General features: G+C 47.6%; 19 protein-coding genes. 1 reads left to right on the top strand and 18 read right to left on the bottom strand.

Annotated features, from left to right (window positions below; all coding sequences use genetic code 11):
* Positions 1-9: 9 nt before the first annotated feature.
* The 17 genes from P22_RS06350 to argC all read right to left on the bottom strand — a co-directional run bounded on the left by P22_RS06350 (position 10) and on the right by argC (position 20,176).
* Positions 10-1,167 (bottom strand): mannitol-1-phosphate 5-dehydrogenase, encoded by a 1,158-nt coding sequence (locus P22_RS06350; protein WP_054259395.1) that lies wholly within the window; start codon positions 1,165-1,167, stop codon positions 10-12.
* A 98-nt stretch (positions 1,168-1,265) separates the two neighbouring features.
* Positions 1,266-2,069: an SDR family oxidoreductase gene (locus P22_RS06345; protein ID WP_054259394.1), complete on the bottom strand. Its 804-nt coding sequence runs from the start codon at positions 2,067-2,069 to the stop codon at positions 1,266-1,268.
* Between the two features lie 456 nt (positions 2,070-2,525).
* Positions 2,526-3,275 carry a GntR family transcriptional regulator gene (locus tag P22_RS06340; protein WP_054259393.1) on the bottom strand — a complete coding sequence of 250 codons (750 nt, stop codon included), beginning with the start codon at positions 3,273-3,275 and terminating at the stop codon, positions 2,526-2,528.
* Positions 3,276-3,491: 216 nt separating this feature from the next.
* Positions 3,492-5,321: a glutamine--fructose-6-phosphate transaminase (isomerizing) gene (glmS, locus tag P22_RS06335; RefSeq protein WP_054259392.1), complete on the bottom strand. Its 1,830-nt coding sequence runs from the start codon at positions 5,319-5,321 to the stop codon at positions 3,492-3,494.
* A 42-nt stretch (positions 5,322-5,363) separates the two neighbouring features.
* Positions 5,364-5,570, bottom strand: coding sequence for a hypothetical protein (locus P22_RS06330; RefSeq protein ID WP_054259391.1), 207 nt, complete (start codon positions 5,568-5,570; stop codon positions 5,364-5,366).
* Between the two features lie 89 nt (positions 5,571-5,659).
* Positions 5,660-7,000, bottom strand: coding sequence for a phosphoglucosamine mutase (gene glmM, locus P22_RS06325; protein ID WP_054259390.1), 1,341 nt, complete (start codon positions 6,998-7,000; stop codon positions 5,660-5,662).
* 43 nt (positions 7,001-7,043) lie between these two features.
* The gene (locus tag P22_RS06320) at positions 7,044-8,642 is read right to left on the bottom strand and encodes an NAD(P)/FAD-dependent oxidoreductase (RefSeq protein WP_054259389.1); all 1,599 of its coding nucleotides are present in this window, start codon (positions 8,640-8,642) and stop codon (positions 7,044-7,046) included.
* 127 nt (positions 8,643-8,769) lie between these two features.
* Positions 8,770-9,714, bottom strand: a complete 945-nt coding sequence (locus P22_RS06315; RefSeq protein WP_054259388.1) for a CdaR family protein — start codon at positions 9,712-9,714, stop codon at positions 8,770-8,772.
* On the bottom strand, positions 9,714-10,535 hold the full coding sequence (gene cdaA / locus P22_RS06310) for a diadenylate cyclase CdaA (protein ID WP_054259387.1): 822 nt from the start codon (positions 10,533-10,535) through the stop codon (positions 9,714-9,716). Before cdaA ends, P22_RS06315 begins: the two co-directional genes overlap by 1 nt.
* A 142-nt stretch (positions 10,536-10,677) precedes the next feature.
* Entirely contained in the window at positions 10,678-11,748 is a 1,071-nt protein-coding gene (locus tag P22_RS06305; protein ID WP_054259386.1) for a branched-chain amino acid aminotransferase, read from the bottom strand.
* A gap of 132 nt (positions 11,749-11,880) precedes the next feature.
* Positions 11,881-13,296 (bottom strand): argininosuccinate lyase, encoded by a 1,416-nt coding sequence (argH, locus tag P22_RS06300; protein ID WP_054259385.1) that lies wholly within the window; start codon positions 13,294-13,296, stop codon positions 11,881-11,883.
* A 1-nt stretch (position 13,297) separates the two neighbouring features.
* A complete protein-coding gene (locus tag P22_RS06295) occupies positions 13,298-14,506 on the bottom strand; it encodes an argininosuccinate synthase (protein ID WP_172675815.1) in 1,209 nt (402 codons plus the stop codon).
* A gap of 40 nt (positions 14,507-14,546) precedes the next feature.
* Positions 14,547-15,491, bottom strand: coding sequence for an ornithine carbamoyltransferase (gene argF / locus P22_RS06290; RefSeq protein ID WP_054259584.1), 945 nt, complete (start codon positions 15,489-15,491; stop codon positions 14,547-14,549).
* Between the two features lie 172 nt (positions 15,492-15,663).
* On the bottom strand, positions 15,664-16,857 hold the full coding sequence (locus P22_RS06285; protein ID WP_054259384.1) for an acetylornithine transaminase: 1,194 nt from the start codon (positions 16,855-16,857) through the stop codon (positions 15,664-15,666).
* A 48-nt stretch (positions 16,858-16,905) separates the two neighbouring features.
* Entirely contained in the window at positions 16,906-17,799 is an 894-nt protein-coding gene (gene argB, locus P22_RS06280) for an acetylglutamate kinase (protein WP_054259383.1), read from the bottom strand.
* A 74-nt stretch (positions 17,800-17,873) separates the two neighbouring features.
* Positions 17,874-19,082, bottom strand: coding sequence for a bifunctional glutamate N-acetyltransferase/amino-acid acetyltransferase ArgJ (gene argJ, locus P22_RS06275; protein ID WP_054259382.1), 1,209 nt, complete (start codon positions 19,080-19,082; stop codon positions 17,874-17,876).
* Between the two features lie 62 nt (positions 19,083-19,144).
* Positions 19,145-20,176: an N-acetyl-gamma-glutamyl-phosphate reductase gene (gene argC / locus P22_RS06270; protein ID WP_054259381.1), complete on the bottom strand. Its 1,032-nt coding sequence runs from the start codon at positions 20,174-20,176 to the stop codon at positions 19,145-19,147.
* Between the two features lie 369 nt (positions 20,177-20,545).
* Between argC and P22_RS06260 the strand changes: the two genes are divergently transcribed.
* Positions 20,546-21,358, top strand: coding sequence for a YitT family protein (locus tag P22_RS06260; RefSeq protein WP_054259583.1), 813 nt, complete (start codon positions 20,546-20,548; stop codon positions 21,356-21,358).
* On the opposite strand, the gene amrS is transcribed toward P22_RS06260, so the two are convergent.
* Complete coding sequence (gene amrS / locus P22_RS06255; protein ID WP_054259379.1) at positions 21,355-22,347, bottom strand: AmmeMemoRadiSam system radical SAM enzyme; 993 nt, start codon at positions 22,345-22,347, stop codon at positions 21,355-21,357. The genes P22_RS06260 and amrS overlap by 4 nt on opposite strands.
* Positions 22,348-22,358 lie beyond the last annotated feature (11 nt).

Below are 22,358 nucleotides of genomic sequence, written 5' to 3'. Positions count from 1 at the left end.
TCGTAATGTTTAATGATAATTTTTCAAACTTCCATACTGCTCCAGAATCACTGCATACATCCGGGAATCAGCAGGAATGGCGGTATAAAAGGGTATGGATTCAGCAATACCATACTTTTTAATATGGTATTGCAACGCGGCGCTCTGTTCATCTGCAGGGTTGTTAAATAAGAAGGCCGCAGCTATTCCCTGTAAAAGGCGCGAATTCTGAAGCCCGTATTCCTCGCATTGTATACAGGGTCCGGTTAATCTCTCATTTTGTTGTAGCTTTCTAATGGGGGATCTGGCAACACGGTTAACCGTGTCTGTAATACCCGGAGTTTGAAATCTGGCAATAGCAAATTCGATATACGCTTTTAAATCCTCCAGGGAAAAATCATATTTTTGGGCTAATAACCCGGAAGATTCCAGCATAACTTCTCTAACTCCGGAAACTAACTGCTCGTTATGAAAAATATCCTGCATGCCGGTATATCCGTATATATGACCCATGTAACCCGCCCAGGCATGACCGCAATTAATAATATAGAGCTTGCGTTCAATATATTTTTGTAAATTATCGGTATAGACTGCCCCTTTGATTGGTTCGATTCCAGGGTCCGCCAGTTTGTTTCTTTCAATTACCAATTCATGCTCCGAGCCAATGTCAATTACTCGCTCACCATCACGTACAGCCTCCAAAACCAGCCTGTCAACAGCGGTATTAGGAAATGCCGCAACTTCATTCAAATCACTTTCGGTAAACCCGTCAGCAATTTTTAGTATCTCTCTTTTTAATATTTCGCTGTTAAACAAAGCATTTTCACATGCTAACAGATTAATTTTAGCTGCTTTCGTTTTCCGGCGTTCTTTAAGCCCCTTTACCAGAATTGGCGCTATTTTAGGCAGATTATCCGCCCAAACAGAGGTTGTAATCAGATCGGCCGTTCGTATTTCCTCAATAGCTTCTTTTTCATTGCTAAGCGAAGAGATGGCTTTCACCTGATTAATTGTTTTTTTGCTAAAATGTTCATTAATTAAGTAAAGATTATAAGTCCCTGTATGATTGATTTGGTTAATTAAGTGATCATCTACATCCAAAAAGACAATATCATAACCGGAATCATGCAATAAATCAGCGATAAAGCCTCTTCCGATGCTACCGGCACCAAAATGCACAGCTTTCATTATCTTCACCCGCCTTGTTCGCTATAAAACTCCTATAAAAGCCCTTATCAAATATACTTTCGTTCTTCCGGATTGCCCGGAAGATTGCCCGTCAGACTTCACCCCCGCGATTTGCCTCCGGTAATATTCATAATAGTGCCCGTGATATAGCTCGAATGTTCTGAATTTAAATAGCTTACTAAATCGGCGATTTCATCGAGTTTTCCCACTCTGCCCAAGGGAATTACTTTTGCATAATCACCGGAAACATTAGAAGCTTTGATTCCTCTGGTATAGGCCAGGTCTTCTACATGCTTGAGATTGCCCATTGGCGTAGGCTCGTTAATTCCGGGCGCAACTCCTACCACTCTGATATTAAATTGCCCCAGTTCTTTCGCCCAGGATAATGTAAACGAATTTACGGCACCCTTGGTCGCAGAGTAGACACTTTGCCCTTTTGAACCTTCCATGCCGGCTTCAGAACTAATATTAATAATCACCCCGTTCCGTTGTGGGATCATTACCCGGGCTACCGCCTGGGTACATAAAAATACGCCTTTTTGATTTACATTTACCATAAAGTCAAAATCCTCTTCACTTAGTTCGTGACGCTTATCACCGTTATAATAATCTACCAATAAACGGGCCCGGTTCACCCCGGCATTATTAACCAGTCCGTCAATTTTTCCATATTTCTCAACCACTACATTAACCATTTTTTCAACGTCAGCCTTTTTCGTTACATTGCATTCAACAAATAAAACGTTATCGTTGTTAACAAACTTATCCGTGCTGGCTAAATCTGCAATGACAACCCTGGCCCCATTGACAATAAGATTTTCCGCAATACGGGAACCAATGCCCATGCTTCCTCCGGTAACAATGATTACTTTGTCTTTTAGATCGATCCAATTCGAAATCATAAGATAATTCCTCCTTTTCCTTTCTACAGACATCGTGATGTCGTGATATAATAATATCACTATTCATTTTACCTGTCAACGCTTCTACCTCATATTTCGACAGAATTTACTGTCTATTCTTACATTTTTGATATCATAAAACTAAAAGGAATTGCATCAAACAAGTATTGCAACATAACCTCCCTGCTTTTGAAAAATCATCAGAGGGATATCTCCGAAGAAAAAACTATACCATTCTTGCAGTTGCAAAGAAATATTTAGATATTTGCCAACAGTTACGAACTTATTGAACAGATGCCCCTTTCAAAAACAATTAGAGTCCGGCTTAAGGGCAAAAAAAAATTCTGCATAAGTGCTTAATAAGCTTCACTTCCGGTTATTAAGGAAGATCACTCATACCACTTACACAAAATCTTCTACCCATTTTCTCTATTGCTTTATAACTAGTTACGCCACTCAATCCGCCCTGCTCAAAATCACTTTGAAACGGGATATCAATCCCCTGTCTCTAGAAACCGAGTATTCCACAGGTCTGTTATGATCATCATAAGTCACAGTAATTACCAATTGAATCGCCGTATTCTTTTTTATATTTAGAATTTCTGAATCTTCTTTGGTAACATTGATCGCGTTAAATGTTTTGTCTGCATATTTTATATTTATATTAAATTCATTTCTTAACACAGTAAACAAGGAATTCTCGGAAAAATCAAATTGATCCAGATAAGGTGCCAAATCAAAAGGAACATAAGTAGTAACCAACTCAAGGGGATCATTTTCAATATATCTTATACGGTCCAGTTGGTAAAAATAATCGTAATTATCGCCAAAAACCTCTTCTAATTCTTTATTTCTTTTAACTTTACTTACATTGATTACTTTGGTTGTACTTTTCAGGCCCTTACGTTTAATTACTTCATCAAAACTTCGTAATTCAGCTAAATCCCAAAAAAAAGACTTTGGTTTTAAAACAAAGGTCCCAACTCCCCTGCGCTTTTCTAAAAAGCCTTCCCTCACCAGTAAGTCTACGGCTTGACGGATGGTGGTCCTGCTTACGGAATACATATTCATGAGGTCGTTTTCAGATGGCAAAAGTTCACCTTCCGACAATTCACCGCTGTTAATCCGTTGGGTTATATCTTCTTTTACTTGATAATACAAAGGAATATGGCTGTTCTTATCTATTTTGACGATCATCTCTTGCATCAAATGTTTCCTCCTGACATCATTCTCTAATTATACTGTCTATTATTGGCAGATAATATACCTGACATTACGACATTACGATATCTTAACGTGTTTGTCAAGCCAGTTGTTCTATTTTTTCCCTTTTTTCAAATAAAGATCGCCCATGCTTAACGGCATGGGCGATCCTAATTCAGAACAAATTTTTATAATTTACTTGTTGCATAAGCTTCCGGTTTACTCAACAGTAACCGATTTTGCCAAATTTCTCGGTTTATCCACGTCGCAGCCGCGGGTAATGGCCGCATAATAAGCCAAGAGTTGCAGCGGAATGACGGCGAGCAGCGGTGCCAGATATTTGTGGGCGGCCGGGATATGGATGGTGTGATCGACATAGTTGTGAATATGGTCGTCGCCCTTCATCGCAATCCCGATAACCACGGCATCACGGGCTTTTACTTCCTTGATATTGCTGAGCATTTTTTCGTATACATCCGGCTGGGTAGCCAGGGCAATGACCGGAACGCCCTCAATGATGAGCGCCAGTGTTCCGTGTTTCAGTTCTCCGGCAGCATACGCTTCGGCATGGATATAGGATATTTCTTTCAGTTTTAAGGAACCTTCCAGGGCAACGCAGTAGTCCAGTGCGCGTCCAATGAAAAACACGTCTTCATTAAAACCGTACTGCTGGGCAAAGGTTTTAATCGGTTCCACATCTTCGAGTATCTCATGCGCCTGAGCCGGCAGATTGCGCAGGCCTCCAATCAGTTCCTGAATCCTGGCGGGCGGCAGGGTTTCCCGCAGTCCGGCCATATAAATAGCCAGCATGCACAAGGTCACCAGCTGGGTCGTATACGCTTTGGTGGAAGCCACCGCGATTTCCGGACCGGCCCAGGTATAGATGACGTTATCGGCCTCACGGGCAATGGAGGAACCCACCACGTTGGTGATGGCCAGCGTTTTCGCACCGAGACGTTTCGCTTCTTTCAAGCCGGCCAGCGTATCCAGTGTCTCTCCCGACTGGCTGATGACGATCACCATGGTCTTGTCATCAATCAGTGGCGAGCGGTAACGGAATTCGGAAGCAAGATCCACTTCCACCGGAATGCGGGCCAGATTTTCCAGATAATACTTGCCGACAATACCGGCATGGTAGGCGGTGCCGCAGGCGACAATGGCGATTTTATTAATAGCGGCAACCTCGCCTTGCGTCCATTTCAGTTCATCAAAAAGGATCGTACTGTTATCCTTCGCCAAACGTCCGGACATCGTCTCCCGGATAGCCTTGGGCTGTTCATAAATTTCTTTAATCATGAAATGCTCATAACCGCCTTTTTCAGCGGCTTCCGCATCCCAATTGACTTCAAAGACCTTCTTGGTAACAGGCACGCCCTGGCGGTTCATAACCCAGACGGAATCCTTGGTTACAATCGCCATTTCACCGTCGCTTAAGATATAGGTCTTGCGGGTACGGTTAATAATCGCCGGAATATCGGACGCAATAAAATTCTCACCGTTACCCAGGCCAATAACCAACGGATTGTCCTGTTTGGTACAAATGATTTTGTCCGGATCATGTTCGGTCATGAAAACCAATGCATAGGAGCCTTCGATTTCAGCTAGCACTTTTCTTACTGCGGCTTCAAAATCGCCTTCGTAATATTCTTCCACCAAATGGGCTACCACTTCGGTGTCCGTTTCGGAAGAAAACACATGTCCCCTGGCAATGAGTTTTTCCTTTAAGTGCAGGTAATTCTCAATAATGCCATTATGCACAACGACAAATTTTCCCGTACAATCGGTGTGCGGATGGGAGTTGACATCAGAAGGACGCCCGTGGGTCGCCCAGCGGGTATGCCCGATTCCTACATGTCCGTTCGGAGAGGCGGTTTCTATCTTTTTCTTTAGAATCCCCAAACGGCCCACACTTTTCTCTACGTTGATCTCTTTACCATCAAATACCGCAATCCCGGCGGAGTCATAACCCCGGTACTCCAGTTTCGTCAAGCCTTCGATCAAAAAAGGTGCGGCCTGATTAGGGCCGATATATCCAACAATACCACACATTATATTATCCTCCTAATATGCAAATCGACATGACATCATTATTCAGTTGTCTTTGCGGCAGCCTTTTTGTCCCACGAGTCGCCCGGTGGTTTTGTAGGGCTGTTTTACGGCCTGCAACATGCCGAGAGGTATCCGCTGACTACTCGATAAACCTCTTCCTCGTCTGCTTGCGTAAAGAATCTTTTCCGTCCAGATAACGCAAGCACCAGCGCTTTTCTTACTATGCATGATTTTCGTATTTTTATCCATCTCTCACCTCCCACCATAGTATATACAAAGGAGCACCGGGGTGCTCCTTTGCCATAACCATTGTAATATAATTTTCCCCTGTGGTCAACTCAGCCCTGTTCCTTTTTAACCACATCGGCAATATTTTTCACAATCTTTTCTAAATGATCCAGCTGCGGGCCCTCCGCCATAACCCGGATCAGCGGTTCCGTACCGGAAGGGCGGACCAGTATCCGTCCCTCATCACCCAGTTCATTCTCACCAGCTTTGATAGCCTCACTGATTTGCCGGTTATCCTGCCAGCCATCCTTGGTTGCCACCCGGATATTGACCAGCATTTGCGGAAAACGGGTCATTAGTCCGGCCAAGGCCGATACTTTTTTACCGCTCTCTTTTACTGCATTGATCAGTTGCAGGGCGGTCAGCACGCCGTCACCAGTCGTGCTGTAATCACTGAAAATGATATGGCCGGACTGCTCGCCACCCAAAACATATCCCTTTTCCAGCATACCTTCCAGCACATAACGGTCCCCTACCTGCGTCACCAGCACCTTGCCGCCGGCTTTTTTTATCGCCTGATGCAGGCCGATATTGCTCATGACCGTGGTAACCAATGTATTGTCTTTTAGTTTTCCATGACGCATAAGGTTCAGTGCACAGATGACCATCATCTGGTCGCCGTCGACAACTGCCCCGGTTTCGTCTACAGCCAGACAACGGTCGGCATCACCGTCATGCGCAATGCCGATATCGGCCCGGTGCTCTTTCACCGCCTGCTGAAGTTTTTCCAGATGGGTCGAGCCACAGCCGTCATTGATATTCGTACCGGTGGGTTGATTATGTAATACAATCACATCCGCTCCCAGCCGTTTAAGGGCTACCGGCGCTATCTCGTAAGCCGCCCCCTGCGCACAGTCCACAACAATTTTAAGCTGATCAAAACGGCAGTTTACGGTACTTACTACATAATCAATATATTCTTTGATAAGGTCATGATGGTGCGTGATGGTGCCGACATTTTCCCCGGTTGGCCTGGGCATGGAATCGTCTTCGGCCAATACCAGTTCTTCCAGCTTGTCTTCCACCGCATCCGGCAGTTTATAACCGGTGCCGGCAAAAAATTTAATACCATTATCCGGGTAGGGATTATGCGAAGCGGAAATGACTACCCCTGCCTGTCCCTGATGCTTGCGCGTCAAATAGGCAACAGCCGGTGTCGGCACAATGCCCAGGAGTACCGCCTGACCACCGGCGGAACAAATTCCCGCCGCCAAAGCGGCTTCCAGCATCTGCCCGGAAATCCGTGTATCACGTCCGATATAAAAAACCGGCCTCACATGTTCTTTGCCGAAAAAGGCAGTTGCCGCACGGCCCAGTTTAAAGGCCATTTCCGCAGTTAGTTGCGCGTTGGCTACCCCGCGTACACCATCGGTTCCAAATAGTTTTCCCATAAATTGCTGTTCTCCCTTCTATTCACAACGAACGCAGGCGCGCTCAACATGGTTTGTAGTTGTTTATTAAGGCAATGGCAGCATTCAATCCGTCAATGGCGGCGCTCATAATACCGCCCGCATAGCCGGCGCCTTCGCCAATCGGATAAATACCGCCGGTATTTACCGAACAATACTGTTCATCCCGCCTTAAGCGCACAGGAGCCGAGGTTCGCGTCTCAACTCCGGTCATCACGGCCTCAGGATGGGCAAACCCCTTTATTTTCCGGTCAAAATCCGGCAACGCATGAAATAAGGTATGGCTGACAAAATCCGGCAGGCACAACGTAAGGTCGGTAATGACTGTGCCCGGACAGTAGCTGGGGGATACCAAAAAGTCCTGACTGCCGTGTTTTCCGGTCAGAAAATCGCCTACCGCCTGCACCGGGGCCTGATAGTCGCTGCCGCCGCACTGAAAAGCCAGTTCCTCATACCGTCGCTGAAAAGCAATGCCGTCTAAAACTCCCCGGCCATAATCGGCCGGATCGACATTGACAACCAGTGCACTATTGGCTATCCCTGATGAACGGCTGTACAGACTCATCCCGTTAGTCACTACACCGCCCGCTTCCGAAGCGGCGGCAACCACTTGGCCGCCGGGGCACATACAGAAAGAGTAAGCCGTTCTGCCCGTGGATTTGTGATGATATACCAAGGCATAGTCAGCCGCCCCCAGCTTGGGATGGCCGGCCATTGGACCGTATTGTGCCCGGTCAATCAACTGCTGGGGGTGTTCAATGCGCACGCCGATAGCAAAAGGTTTGGCCTCCATCGCCAGTCCCCTGCGGTGCAGCATGTGGTAGGTATCTCTGGCGCTATGCCCGATCCCCAACAAAGCAACCTGACAAGGGATATACCGGTTCTCATTCACTACCACCCCCCGCAGGCAGCCATTTTTCACATCGACATCGGTTACCTGGGCTTCAAACTCCACCTGACCGCCCAGTTCTATAATCCGCTGGCGGATGAATTTTACCACCTGACGCAGTTTATCGGTACCAATATGCGGTTTATGCAGATACCGGATTTCCGGAGCTGCACCGGCTTCTACAAAAATATCAAGAATTTCCCTCATCCGCGGATCCTGTACCCGGGTTGTCAGTTTGCCGTCGGAAAAAGTTCCTGCCCCGCCTTCACCAAACTGCACATTCGAGACGGCATTAAAACTGCCCGTCTGCCAAAAGTGAGCCACATCCCGGGAACGGCTGTCTACATCACGCCCCCGTTCCAAAACCAGCGGCCGGTAGCCGTAGCGCGCCAGTGTCAGCGCCGCCAGCATACCGGCTGGGCCCAGGCCGACAACCACCGGACGGGAAGGCAGAACTTTTTCACCGGGTACAACAGGCATCACCGCAGGTTCCGCTACCGCTGCGACATCCCGGTCTGAACGAAGCCGGGATAATACCTGACCTTCCGGAACTTTCGTCCTTACTTCAAGAGAATATACAAAATTAATATTATGTTTGCGCCGGGCATCAAGGGCCCGGCGGACAATCATGGTTTCGTGGATGGCGCTTGCCGGTAGCTTTAGTCTGCGGGCAGCCAATTCAGTCGGTGAATCATTATTGTCAATCGGCACACGTAAGTTCATTATACGCAGCAAGTAGTTTCAACCACCTTACTATATTTGCGGACGACGAAATCCACATACTTTCCCGGCCGCACCCTGATAAGTACGCACCTCATATATTATATACTATCAGCTGTTGTACGAAAAGTAGATTTTTCCATTAAGGCTTGGGCGGCAGCGGTATAGCCGGATTCGTCCCCACAACAATATGCACGGTAACCGTGTTTTGTTGTGCCGCCACATTTTCGCCCAGCTGCAGCTTGACCACTTTGCTGATATTTTTATCAATTCCGGCCATATTGATGGGTTCGGTGTATACAAAATCAATTCTTCCCAAAACCTGGGGATCACCGGAAATTTCTATCTTAGCCGGCTCGCAGGTGATACTTTGCAGCACAATACCGGTCCCCAATTCACCGGAAAGGATGGGTTTGACATCAACCGTTTTTTTGGTGACGCTCTGCGCCAGTGTAACCGAAACCTTTACATTTGTCGGATTTAACGTAATCCCTTCCTGTTTCTTGTTATCGCGATTATACGCCGTCAGTGGAACCTCGGCTGTGAAATCGGCATATTTTTCGGAAATATCCACATTGGCAACTAATTTTTCTACCGCATTTAGCAGTGATTTTGGCCCCTGAACGGTAACCTGTTCCGTATCCACTGCCACTTTACCTACAACCATTCCTGTTGTTATCGCCCCGCTCAAACGCACTTCAACCGGCATTTTTTTGCTGGAAATAGGATCGAGGTTAATGGTTACCTTGTCCGGATTGACTTCCACCAGTTCAAATCCCGGAGGCAGGACGGTATTTACCTGTGCGGTATATTTCCCTTCCGGTGCGTTTTTCAGGTCCACATAGGCCTGGATGTCGTGCGAGCGGATACCATAAATCAGCGTTCGTACCGCCCGAACTTTAATTCTGATCTGTCCCGGTACATCCATGGCGACATAATTAGAACTCAGGTTGCGGACCTCAAGCGGCACCTCAATAGAAGTTTCGGTCGGCGGATTTTGTTCATTCATGACATAGATCCAAAGAATGGCCGCCATAATCAAGGCAATAATTTTTGCAACGTTATGTTTTCCTGGGATTCTGTCCATTATGACGACTGCCTCCAGTTTAAGTAGTCGGTAATTTTCAGATGTTTTTTAACAACAAATAGAGGCCGCAGGTGTTCTCTCAGACTGTCTACATCCAGATAGCGAATGAGCCGTCCGCTTCTTGCCAGTGAAATGGTTCCTGTTTCTTCACTGACAACAATAACCACGGCATCTGTCTGCTCGCTAATCCCGATCGCGGCCCGGTGCCGTGTGCCCAGTTCCTTATTGAGGCTCCGGTCTTCGGTCAGCGGCAAAAGGCAGCCGGCGGCAATGACACGGTCACTGCGCAGGATGGCCGCTCCGTCATGCATCGGCGTATTCGGGATAAAGATATTGATCAGAAATTCATTGGAGACCAAACCGTCGACTTTAATTCCGGTTTCAATATAATCATTCAAACCGGTGTCCTGTTCCAATACGAGTAACGCCCCGATCTTATTTTTCGACAGTACGGCAACTCCCTTAGCCAGTTCATCCAACAACAGTTCCGTTTCCTCTTCGTTCAAGAAGGCACGTTTGCGGAATACGTTCCCCCGTCCCAGTTGCTCCAGTGCCCTTCTTAATTCGGGCTGAAAAACCACCGGCAAAGCCACCAGGACAACGGTCATCGTTTTTTGCATCAGCCAGTTAATTACGTTAAGATCCAGCCATTTACTTACCAGAGTGGCCATTAGCAGTACGATGAGACCCTTAACCAGCGCAATAGCACGGGTATCCTTAATCAAAATATACAGCTTGTATAAAACAACAGCCACTAATACTATATCAACAATATCCAGCAGCCCTATTGTTGACAGTATACCCCGAATTTGCAATAACATAAAATAACCCCTTATAAATAATGAATTAGTTCATTACATTATTCTACCCATTATTAGGAAAAACCTTTAGCGATTATTGTTTGTTTGGAAAAAAAATATCTCCGGCGATTGTATGCCGAAGATATTTTGCATTTCATGGACATTATAATTTGGTTACTGTTTCCACCCAGCCAAACTTATCTTCCTGTTTTCCGTATTGCAAGCCGGTAATATAATCAAAGAGCTTATGAGCAGTCTCGCCGGTTTGATTGTTGTTGATCGTGATTTTTTTACCCTTCCAGGAAAGCTCACCGACCGGTGAAATTACCGCTGCTGTGCCTGAGCCGAACACTTCTTCCAGTGTGCCCTTGTCATGCGCTTCATATACTTCCTCGATTGAAATTTGGCGTTCAGTGGCTTTTACCCCCCAGTCACGTGCTACCTCCAGCACGGTACGGCGGGTAATACCGCTAAGAATACTGCCGTTAAGAGCAGGAGTGATAATCTCGCCGTTGATTTTGAAAAGAATGTTCATTGTACCGACTTCTTCAATGTATTTGCGATGGATGGCGTCCAGCCACAATACCTGCGTATAGCCTTCTTTCTTGGCCTCCACCTGTGCCCGCAGACTCATAGCATAGTTGGCCGGAGTCTTGGCTTCACCCAAACCGCCCGGTGTAGCCCGTACATATTTGTCTTCCACCTTAATGCTGACCGGATTGAAACCGGCGGCATAATAGGCACCGACAGGTGATAAAATGATAAACAGCCGGTAAGTATCCGACACCTTAACACCGACATAAGGATCGGTAGCTATAATAAACGGACGAATATACAATGCGGTTCCCAGCTTACTGGGGACCCATTTTTTTTCTATCTCCAGCAGTTGGAATAATCCCTGTTTTACTTCCCTGACATCAATTCGCGGAATACACAGATGATCAGCCGATTGATTAAAACGGTTCAAATAATCATTCACCCGGAATACAACAATACGGTCATCCTCCGTCCGGAAGGCCTTAATGCCTTCAAAAATAGCCTGGCCGTAATGCAGCGTCATATTGGACGGATATACGCCGAATTTTTCATACGGAACAATTCGGGGAGAATGCCAGCCTTTCTCCGCTTCATAATCCATGACAAACATGTGATCGGTAAAGATTGTGCCAAATCCCAGTTTATCCTCAGCGGGTACGCTGTGCAGAATGTCGGCCATTGTTACTGGAATTGCCATAGTGAAATGCCCCCTACTATTTTTAGTTTGTGCCAAAGGCTGGTTAAAAACGACAAAGCAAAAGCCTGTGTTTTTAACCAGCCTCACAATTCTGGAATCTATTAATTTGGAATCTATTGCCTAATACTATTATTATATGTTGCCCTTTGTATACATGTCAAGTACCATCCGCTGCTTATCCATCATCTTCCGGGCAATTGTAATCTCTTGTCTTACTTGTACGGACGATGTGCCACCATAGGAGTTACGGGCATCCACACAGGTCTCAATTTGGATGGCTTCCAGAATATCCTGTTCAAACAGCTCCGAAAAGGATTTGAATTCTTCCAGCGATACATCCATCAGCCATTTTTGCTGCTCAATACAATAAGCCACACATTTACCGACAACTTCATGGGCCTGGCGGAAGGGCAGTCCCTTTTTCACCAGGTAATCCGCCATATCGGTAGCATTGGAAAAGTCGTTGCGCAACACACTGCGCATTCTATTTTCATTAACCCGCATGGCCCTGAGCATGGAAGCATAAGTAGTCAGGCTGAATTTGACTGTATCAATGGCATCAAACAATCCTTCCTTATCTTCCTGCAAATCTTTATTATAGGCCAGCGGCAGGCCCTTGGATACGGTGAGGATTGCCATCAGGTGCCCGAATACCCGGCCGGTTTTCCCCCGCACCAATTCCGCCACATCCGGATTTTTCTTCTGCGGCATAATGCTGGAACCGGTACAATGGGCATCATCCAGCTCAATAAAGGAAAATTCACTGGAAGACCAGAGAATAATTTCTTCACTGATACGGCTTAAATGCATCATGAGAATAGAAGCAAAAGAAAGAAACTCCATAATATAATCACGGTCACTGACGGCGTCCATGCTATTTTCATAAATCTGACTGAAGTGAAGCTGCTCGGCAACAAAATGCCGGTCGATCGGAAAGGTGGTACCAGCCAGGGCGCCTGCTCCCAAAGGCATCATATCCGTGCGCTCCCATACGCCTTTTAGGCGGCTAAAATCACGGGCCAGCATAAAAAAGTAGGCCAGCATATGATGAGCGAATAAAATGGGCTGCGCCCGCTGTAAATGAGTATACCCCGGCATCACCGCCCGGGGATATTTTTCCGTTACATCCAAAATAGCCTGCTGCATATCGGCAATCAGCCCGGCAATGACTTCAATTTCTTTCTTCAGGTACATGTGGGTATCCAGCGCCACCTGGTCGTTGCGGCTGCGCGCGGTATGCAGCTTGCCGCCCACCGCTCCGATCCGTTCGGTTAACCGTTTTTCAATATTCATATGAATATCTTCCAGCGAAACTTCAAACGAAAAAGTACCGTTTTCAATATCGGCCAGAATGGCCTGCAGGCCGTCAATAATGGTTTCTGCCTCTGTGGTATCGATAATGCCGCATTTGGCCAGCATCCGGGCATGGGCTATGCTGCCGGCGATATCTTCCCTGTACATACGTTGATCAAAGGAAATGGAGGAGGTAAACTCCTCCACCATTACATCGGTATTTTTAGCAAATCTGCCGCCCCAAAGTTTGGACATCCTACTTGTTCTCCTTCTGCATCAGCGCACGGACTTTAAGCGGTAAACCGAAGAGATTGATAAAGCCCTCGGCATCTTTCTGATTATATACTTCATCACGGCCAAATGTGACAAATCCCTCATGGTATAGGGAATAAGGAGATTTAGCACCGGCACTGATGATATTGCCTTTATACAGCTTCAGGCGGACAATGCCGCTGACCGTCTGCTGCGTGGAATTAACAAATGCATCCAGCGCTTCCCTGAGCGGTGAAAACCACATGCCGTCATATACCAGTTCGGCGTAGCGCACAGCCACCTGTTCTTTATAATGGAGTGTGGCACGATCCAGTGTCAGATACTCCAGTTCGCGATGCGCATAGTATAAAATGGCTCCGCCCGGATTTTCATATACACCGCGTGACTTCATGCCTACCAGACGGTTTTCGACAATATCGGTAATGCCGATGCCGTTGGCAGATCCCAACGCATTGAGTTTTTCCAGCAGAGCCACCGCATCCAGCTTTTCGCCGTCAACTGCGACCGGTATTCCCTGATCAAAGGTTACTTCCACATAAGCAGGAACATCCGGTGCCTGTTCCGGTGTGGTAGTCACCATATACACATCATCCTGCGGGGCATTCCAGGGATCTTCCAGGTCAGCACCCTCGTGACTCAAATGCCAGATATTACGGTCCATGCTGTATGGACGTTTTTTGGTAACAGGAACGGGGATACCATGTTTCTCCGCATAATCAATGGCATCTTCCCGGGAACGGATATCCCAGATACGCCACGGGGCAATAATTTGCAGATGTGGTGCCAGGGCTTTGACCGTCAGTTCGAACCGCACCTGATCATTGCCCTTGCCGGTCGCGCCATGACAGATGGCATCGGCGCCCTCTTTTTCGGCAATGGCAACCATGGCCTTGGCAATAATCGGCCTTGCAAACGACGTCCCCAGGAGATATTTTCCCTCATAAACAGCACCGGCCTTTAAGGTAGGCCAGATATATTCTTCAACAAACGGTTTGGTCAGATCCTCAATATATACTTTACTGGCACCCGACTTAATGGCTTTTTCCCGTACCGGTGCCAGTTCATCACCCTGACCGACATCGGCACACATGGCAATAACCTCGCACTGATAATTCTCTTTAAGCCACGGAATAATAACCGAAGTATCAAGTCCGCCGGAATAGGCCAGGACTACCTTTTTGATCGCACTCATTCCTATATCCTCCTAATTACTGTATATTTCTACATGTATCTTATTGATTCTTATTTTTCGCCATTAACAGTGCCATGATTGCCTTCTGAACATGCAAACGGTTTTCGGCTTCGTCGAAAACTGCCGACTGCGGCCCTTCCATTACTTCCTCGGTGATTTCTTCCCCGCGATGCGCCGGCAGGCAGTGTAAGACAATGGCATCTTTTTTAGCTGTCTGCAGCAGTTCACGGTTTATCTGGAATCCGCTAAAATCGCGTTCCCGTTTCTGTTGTTCGGCTTCCTGCCCCATGCTGGCCCAGACATCGGTATACAACACATCGGCGTCTTTAGCTGCAGCAAAGGGATCGGTCACAACCTCCACCCGGCTGCCAAAAACAGCGGCATCAGCCCGCGCTTCGTCCACAATGGCGGTATCCGGCGCATAGGCAGACGGGCTGGCTACCGTAATATGCATTCCCACTTTGGCACAGGCCTGCATCAAAGCATGAGACATATTGTTACCGTCACCAATAAATGCCATTTTGAGGCCTTTCAACTCGCCTTTATGCTCCTTAACGGTAAAAATATCAGTCAGCGCCTGACAGGGATGGAGTAAATCGGTCAGCCCGTTAATAATGGGAATGGTCGCATAGCGGGCCAATTCTTTGACTTCATCATGGGAAAAGGTACGGATCATGATCCCGTCCATATAGCGCGACAAAACCCGCGCCGTATCCTTTATCGGTTCTCCTCTGCCAATCTGCAAATCCCTATCGCTCAAAAATAAAGCCAAACCGCCCAGTTGCCACATGCCAACCTCAAAAGACACTCTGGTACGGGTCGAAGACTTTTGAAAAATCATGCCTAACGTTTTGCCTTTTAGCCAATGATGTTCCTCACCCCGTTGTTGTTTGGCCTTCAGCGTTTCAGCTACATCCAGTATTTCGGATACCTCGGCAACCGATAAATCATGAATGGACAATAAATCCTTTCCTTGTATTCCCATGGTATTAACCCCCACTTTATCATTATACAAACATCCATCTTGACTGTCAAAATGATTAAGCCGGTATAACCGGCCGGTAACCACTTGCAGTTTTGTCTCTAAAGAAATCGTGAAGCCGGAAGGGGGCTGTTAACGGAGGTCCTTCCACGTCCCCGCAACAGCCTTCCCAGCCTTATTGTGCAGCCAGCACACTGTCCAGTACGGCCATGACTTCATCAATATGACCGTTGTTGATGTTCAGTGGCGGAACAAAACGCAGCACATCTCCGGCCGTACAATTAATGATGACACCCTGCTCCAGGCACTGGTTGACGATGTCCCGTCCGGGTTTTGTCAACTTGGCACCTATCATCAGACCCTTACCCCGCACCTCAGTAATCCACTGCGGATATTTGCTCTTTAATTTTGTAAGCTGTTCATCCAGGTACTCACCCATAGCCGCGGCATTAGCCAGAAGGTTTTCTTCGGCAATACTGTCCAGTACGGCATTGCCGGCGGCACAAGCCAGCGGGTTACCGCCAAAAGTAGTGCCATGATCACCAGGGGCAAACGCCGCTGCAATCTTATCCGTTGTCATAAAGGCTCCGATCGGCACTCCACCGCCCAGTCCCTTGGCCACAGTGGCAATATCCGGCCTAATACCGAAGGTCTGGTAGGCAAACATCCGGCCGGTCCGTCCCATCCCGGTCTGAATTTCATCAAAAATGAGCAGTGCTCCCGTCTGGTCGCAAAGGTCGCGCACCGCCTCCAGATATCCCGGTGCCGGCATATTAATCCCGCCTTCGCCCTGGATAGGTTCCAATAGAACAGCACAGGTCCGTTCGGGCGACATCAGGTTTTTCAGTTCTTCCAGGTTATTATACTGCACGTGTTTAAATCCGCCCGGCAGCGGCTCATACCCTTTATGGTATTTAGGCTGTCCGGTAGCTGTCAGGGCAGCCAGCGTCCGTCCGTGAAAGGATTCGTAAGCGGAAATTATCTCCACTTTTACCGGGCTGACGGTCTTGCCGTACTTACGGGCCAGTTTAATGGCGCCTTCATTGGCTTCCGCACCGCTATTGCCGAAAAACACCCGGTCCATACCGCTGGCCTCGGCCAGCTTGGCGGCCAGCGATGCCTGTTCTTCGGTGTAATAAAGATTGGAACAGTGAATCAACCGTCCTGCCTGCCGGGTAATCGCCGCCACCAGCTTCGGATGGGCATGCCCCAGCACATTCACGGCAATACCGCCTAAAAAATCAATATATTTTTTCCCATTGCTGTCATATACATAGGGCCCTTCTCCGTACGACAGCACAATCGGATACCGGGCAAACACTTTCATATAATACTGTTCATCGGTTTTCATAACCGTCTGTTGATCCATAGCTGTTCTCCTCCTTTATACCAACTTGTCTCCCAACACCAATGCAGGCTAACCCTCTTTTACAATCTCCGTGCCAATCCCTTTCGAGGTAAAAATCTCCAAAAGCAGCGAATGCGGCTGCCGTCCGTCGATAATATGCGCTTTGACGGCTCCGCCCGACAACGCCCGGATGCAGGCTTCCACTTTGGGAATCATCCCCCCGTCGATTATGCCCTCCTGGATCATCTCTTTGGCATTGTCAAAAGTCAGGGTGGAAATAAAAGTGCTTTTATCGTGGTAATCGTGGTAAATCCCCTCCACATCGGTCAGCAGCATCAGTTTTTCCGCTCCCAGCGCACCGGCAATTTCTCCGGCAACATAGTCGGCATTGATGTTATATGTCGCATAGTCCGTACCACTGCCGATCGGCGCAATCACCGGAATGTAATCCTGATCCAGCAAGGTATGCAAAAGTCCGGTATTGATTTTTACCACATCACCGACAAAACCAATATCGACCTGTCTGACTGCACCGTTTTCATAAACCTCGGCCAGATGCTTTTCCGCTATAACCAGGTTGGCATCCTTGCCGCTCAATCCCACGGCTTTGGCACCCTGACTATTCAAGAGGCAGACAATCTCGCTGTTTATTTTTCCGGTCAATACCATCTCGGCGACTTCCACCGTTTCGGTATCCGTCACGCGCAGCCCGCTGACAAAAGAAGACTGTTTACCCAGCTGTTTTAAAAAACCGGTTATTTCTGGGCCGCCGCCATGGACTACAACCGGACGCATGCCTACGCATTTCATTAAAACAATGTCCTTGATGACCTGCTGCTTTAACTCTTCATTAATCATGGCATTGCCGCCATATTTGATTACAACCGTTTTACCGGTAAATAACTGCATGTACGGCAACGTCTCAATCAGTACGGCTGCCGTTCTCTCCGGCGAGTTCACCATCCGCAACACTCCTTTATAGGAAAAACCGGCACTTAAGCCGGCTTATCGTACTTTTCATTTTTAGGCGTCTGTTATCAGGTATGATATTCTCCGTTGATTTTAACGTATTCATAAGAGAAATCACAGGTCCAGACGGTAGCTTTGGCAGCGCCGGCAGCCAAATCAACATTCACAACAATATCATGGGCCGCCATGACCGTACGCAGAGCATGTTCGTCATATGGAACGCCCAATCCGTTCTCTACAATGGTAATGCCGCTGATATCTAAAGACGTTTTCTCCGGCACCACGGCTGCTTCGGAATAACCAACGGCACATAAAATACGTCCCCAGTTCGGGTCTTGACCAAAGAAAGCTGTTTTCACCAACGGCGACTTGGCAATAGCCATGGCAGCTTTTTTTGCTTCGGCAAAGCTGGCCGCACCGGACACATTGACTTCCAGGAATTTCGTAGCGCCTTCGCCGTCACGCGCTACCATTTTAGCCAGATCAATGCAAACGGCAGTCAACGCTTTACTAAACAACTGATAGTCCTTACCGGCACTGTCGGCGATAACCGTGTTGCCGGCCAGTCCATTGGCCAGTACCGCAACCATATCATTAGTGCTGGTATCACCGTCTACCGATACCATATTAAAGGATACACCCACTGCTTCGGTCAGCGCCTGCTTTAACACCGGTGCTGCGATAGCAGCGTCGGTGGTGATAAAAGACAGCATGGTCGCCATATTGGGATGGATCATGCCCGATCCCTTTGCAATACCGGCAATACGAACCATTTTGCCACTCAGTTCAAATTCATACGCACAGCTTTTGGCAAACGTGTCGGTTGTCATAATGGCCTGTGCCGCTTTGGCCGCTCCTTCCACCGACAGCTCCCCGACGGTTTTATTTATACCGGCTGCAACCTTTTCCATTGGCAGGGTAACGCCAATTATGCCGGTAGAAGCAACCAGCACTTCATCCTGAGCCACGCCCAGTAAATCCGCCGTAATTCTGGCCATGGCCTTGGCATCGGCCAGCCCCTGTTCACCAGTACAGGCATTGGCACAACCGGAATTGACAATAATCGCCGAAGCCTTGCCTTTTTCGGCAGCCTGACGGGAGACAATAACCGGAGCCGCCGCCATCGTGTTGGTGGTAAACACGGCGGCAGCAGCCGCCGGTTCCGTACTATAAATGACCGCAACATCTTCCTTGCCGCTCTTTTTCAAACCGGCTTTTACACCGGCAGCTTTAAACCCCTGTGGTGCGGTAATACCACCTGTAATATCTTTAAACATAATTTTGCAGCCTCCCATATTATCGCAGCGGCATTCAGCCGTCTGAAGTTCTTGTTGTTGTCTTACGGATACAAAGGTACCTGCGTGAGGCCGGCCCGCTCATCCAACCCGAACATCACATTCATATTCTGCACTGCCTGACCGGCTGCGCCCTTTACCAGATTATCAATTGCCGAAACCACAATGACACGATTGGTACGGCTGTCGATATGCCAGCCTAAATCGCAAAAATTCGAACCGCGGGTATTCTTGGTGGCCGGATAGCCGCCGCGGCCTAACAGCCTGATAAAAAACTCACCGGCATAAAGCGCTTGAAACGCAGCATCAATGTCACCGGCGCTAACTCCCGGCTTAATGCCGGCATAACAGGTGCTTAAAATACCGCGCGCCATGGGAATCAAATGCGGCGTAAAGCTGACAGTCACAGCAGAACCCGCTATTTCCCCAAGTGCCTGTTCAATTTCCGGAGTATGGCGATGCCCGGCAATATTATAGGCCTTCAGATTTTCAAATACTTCGGTAAAATGACTGCTAAGGTTCAGCCCCCGGCCCGCTCCGGATACTCCCGACTTAGCGTCGACAATCATGGTATCCAGTTCAATCAGCCGGAATTTCACCAGAGGTGCTAGTGCTAAAATACTGGCTGTCGTAAAACAGCCGGGATTTCCAACAATAGAGGCTTCTTTCACCTGGGCACGATACAATTCCGTCAATCCATATACGGCCTGAGCATCCCTGTAGGTATGAGGAACCCTGTACCACTGCTCATAAACCGCCGGATCACGGAAGCGATAGTCCGCCCCCAGATCAATCACTTTAACCCCCATCCGGGAAAGCTGTTTCCCGGCTTCCATCGCATGACCGTGCGGCAGGGCAATAAAGGCCACATCGCTGTCAGCCATAGCCTCCAGCTCTCTAAGGCTTTCCAGTTTTTTATCATAAAATCCCCTGAGGTGAGGATACACCGTTTGAATAGCTGCCCCTGTCTGGCTTTCCGAGGTAATATGTACGATTTCAGCGTCCGGATGACCTGCCAGAAGTCTAAGCAGCTCTTCCCCCGTATATCCGGTTGCACCAATAATGCTGATTTTCATTGCATCCCCCCCTAATGATTAATAATTATACGCCTATATGAATAAAAATGCAATACCTTTTGTATTTTGTATTGCATTTCGTTTACCGGCCATACCTCAGTTATGGACAAATTTGTCATGCCCTTCAACGGCATGCAACCGAAGCCAGCAGCCGCTAATGCGAATATTTTTGAGATTAACCGTTTGGAATATCTTTTTTCAAAATCATGCAAACCCTATTCATCCTGCCAATCCTCCGTCATCAGGAACTGGAGCAATCGGAGAAATTATGGTATAATTATATAAATTTGACGAATAAACATAAAAGGAGAAGCGATATGATTGATTAAGAAAAAGAATCGGGCCATTTCCTACGGCAAAAAGTACCTGATGTTATTTCTTGGCTCACTATTGGCAGCGGTCGGTTTGGAAGAGTTTTTAATCCCGAATCAGATTATTGACGGAGGAATCGTCGGCATTTCCATCATGGCCAGCCATTTGAGTCATCTGCCAATGAGTTTGTTTTTAATAGTACTAAACCTGCCGTTTTTGTATCTCGGCTATATGCAAATCGGTAAAACCTTCGCCTTGTCCACTTTATTTTCGGTTCTTTCACTGGCCTTATGGACATCGCTCCTGCATCCCGTACCGCAACTAACCAATGACCTCTTCCTGGCAGCTATCTTCGGCGGCATTATTGTCGGCGTCGGTGTAGGTTTGATCATTCGCTACGGCGGCTCACTGGATGGTACGGAAATTATTGCTATCATTATGGATAAGAAAACAGGATTTTCCGTCGGCGAAATTGTCATGTTTTTTAATTTATTCATTCTGGGCAGTGCCGGCTTAGTCTATACCTGGGATAAAGCCATGTATTCCCTGGCAGCCTACTATATAGCCTACAAGGTAATTGACATCACTATCGAAGGTCTGGATGAGTCCAAAGGCGTTATCATTGTATCGGACAACCCTGATGAAATTGCTTCCGCTCTGATCGCACGTCTGGGCCGTGGCGTAACCGTCCTGCACGGCGAAGGCGGCTACACCGGAACACAAAAAAAAGTTCTCTATTCGGTTGTAACCAGGCTGGAAATCGCCAAATTAAAAGGAATTGTCCAGGAAAAAGACGAAGAAGCCTTTGTCACCATTAACGACGTGCACGACGTGATGGGCGGCCGGGTAAAGAAAAAAGCAATCCATTAATATGTTACATCACCGCTAATTGGTATACTGCCCCTGCATCGGGGGCATTTTTTATCACTGGATAAAACACTCTCCCTGCGCACGCGGTCAATTACTTTATAGCCGCAGACCGGACAATAGGTATCGACTCCCTTGTCTCCCATATTTCCTAAATATACATAATGTAAATATTTTCCGGCTGTTTGCCGGGCTTTTTCCAGCGTCGCCGCCGAAGTAGGCGGCTTATGTAGCCGGTAATTAGGAAAATAGCGGGAAATGTGCAGCGGAATATCGGGATTCACGTCACTTAACCAACGGGCCAGGGCTTCTATCTCGCTTTCATCGTCATTCAACCCGGGAACCAGCAGGGTGGTAATCTCCACGTGACATGATGCCGCCGCCAGTTCAACCGTCCGTTTGACCTGCTCCAGCTGACCGCCGCATACCGTTTGATAAAACTCACCGGTAAAGGCTTTTACATCAATATTCAGAGCATCCAGATACGGTAAAAGCTGAGATAAAGGTTCGTGATTGATAAACCCATTGGTAACCATGACATTTTTCAGACCGTGTTCTTTCACCTGTCTGGCGGTATTCAGCACATACTCATACCAGACAACGGGCTCGGAATACGTATAAGCTACTCCGATATTTCCCAGTTGCGTTTGTTCAAAAGCTAATTCAGCTACCTGATACGGGGAGAGAGAGACAAGCTCGGGCATTTCTTGGGCGATTCGCCAGTTTTGACAAAAATGGCAGGTAAAATTACAGCCCCAGGTTCCGATCGACAGAATCTGCCTGCCGGGGAAAAAATGAAAAAGCGGCTTTTTTTCCACCGGATCCAGGGCATAAGCAGAGCAAACTCCGTAATTTTGGGCATATAAAGTTTGCTGCCTGTTTTGCCGTACCCGGCAAAAACCGCTTTGCCCCTCACTGATCTTGCATTCTTTGGGACAAAGCAGGCATTGTACACTATTGGTCCCTTTCCGGTAGTAAAGTGCCCTTTGCATATTTTCACCTT

The sequence above is a fragment of the Propionispora sp. 2/2-37 genome (assembly GCF_001298735.1).
Taxonomy (GTDB): Bacteria; Bacillota; Negativicutes; order Propionisporales; family Propionisporaceae; genus Propionispora.
This window is presented reverse-complemented; position numbering and strand designations above follow the sequence as displayed.

Bases quoted from the DNA above. Each gene is read 5' to 3' on its own strand.
- P22_RS06260 (WP_054259583.1), top strand. From the start codon at position 20,546: ATGTTATTTCTTGGCTCACTATTGGCAGCGGTCGGTTTGGAAGAGTTT.
- P22_RS06345 (WP_054259394.1), bottom strand. From the start codon at position 2,069: ATGATTTCGAATTGGATCGATCTAAAAGACAAAGTAATCATTGTTACC.
- P22_RS06295 (WP_172675815.1), bottom strand. From the start codon at position 14,506: ATGAGTGCGATCAAAAAGGTAGTCCTGGCCTATTCCGGCGGACTTGAT.
- P22_RS06315 (WP_054259388.1), bottom strand. From the start codon at position 9,714: ATGGACAGAATCCCAGGAAAACATAACGTTGCAAAAATTATTGCCTTG.
- cdaA (WP_054259387.1), bottom strand. From the start codon at position 10,535: ATGTTATTGCAAATTCGGGGTATACTGTCAACAATAGGGCTGCTGGAT.
- argJ (WP_054259382.1), bottom strand. From the start codon at position 19,082: ATGTTTAAAGATATTACAGGTGGTATTACCGCACCACAGGGGTTTAAA.
- P22_RS06330 (WP_054259391.1), bottom strand. From the start codon at position 5,570: ATGGATAAAAATACGAAAATCATGCATAGTAAGAAAAGCGCTGGTGCT.
- P22_RS06305 (WP_054259386.1), bottom strand. From the start codon at position 11,748: ATGGCAATTCCAGTAACAATGGCCGACATTCTGCACAGCGTACCCGCT.
- argC (WP_054259381.1), bottom strand. From the start codon at position 20,176: ATGAAAATCAGCATTATTGGTGCAACCGGATATACGGGGGAAGAGCTG.
- P22_RS06340 (WP_054259393.1), bottom strand. From the start codon at position 3,275: ATGCAAGAGATGATCGTCAAAATAGATAAGAACAGCCATATTCCTTTG.
- amrS (WP_054259379.1), bottom strand. From the start codon at position 22,347: ATGCAAAGGGCACTTTACTACCGGAAAGGGACCAATAGTGTACAATGC.
- argF (WP_054259584.1), bottom strand. From the start codon at position 15,491: ATGGGAATACAAGGAAAGGATTTATTGTCCATTCATGATTTATCGGTT.
- P22_RS06285 (WP_054259384.1), bottom strand. From the start codon at position 16,857: ATGGATCAACAGACGGTTATGAAAACCGATGAACAGTATTATATGAAA.
- glmM (WP_054259390.1), bottom strand. From the start codon at position 7,000: ATGGGAAAACTATTTGGAACCGATGGTGTACGCGGGGTAGCCAACGCG.
- P22_RS06350 (WP_054259395.1), bottom strand. From the start codon at position 1,167: ATGAAAGCTGTGCATTTTGGTGCCGGTAGCATCGGAAGAGGCTTTATC.
- argB (WP_054259383.1), bottom strand. From the start codon at position 17,799: ATGGTGAACTCGCCGGAGAGAACGGCAGCCGTACTGATTGAGACGTTG.
- argH (WP_054259385.1), bottom strand. From the start codon at position 13,296: ATGTCCAAACTTTGGGGCGGCAGATTTGCTAAAAATACCGATGTAATG.
- glmS (WP_054259392.1), bottom strand. From the start codon at position 5,321: ATGTGTGGTATTGTTGGATATATCGGCCCTAATCAGGCCGCACCTTTT.